1 rRNA gene is annotated in these 251 nt (G+C 50.2%); it reads right to left on the bottom strand.

Annotated elements, in window-relative coordinates:
* Nucleotides 1-174: 174 nt before the first annotated feature.
* Nucleotides 175-251 (bottom strand): 23S ribosomal RNA (locus GTP69_RS31000); the annotation flags it as partial.

The raw sequence follows: 251 nt of genomic DNA on the forward strand, positions 1-251 counted from the left end.
ACGGTCCTGTTCGGGATGGGAAGGGGTGGGACCGACTTACTATGGTCATCAAGCTTTGACTTGTGTGCTCTGGCGCCGCCAATTGGGCGCCACAGCGAATCTGGGAGAAGTAAAGTTTTGTGTTGGGTAGCACCACTCATCATCAGAGTAAATGCGCATAACCGTCAAGGTTATAGGGACAAGCCGTACGGGCAATTAGTATCAGTTAGCTTAATGCATTACTGCACTTCCACACCTGACCTATCAACGTC

This window comes from Duganella levis, assembly GCF_009857605.1.
Classification (GTDB): domain Bacteria; phylum Pseudomonadota; class Gammaproteobacteria; order Burkholderiales; family Burkholderiaceae_D; genus Rugamonas; species Rugamonas levis.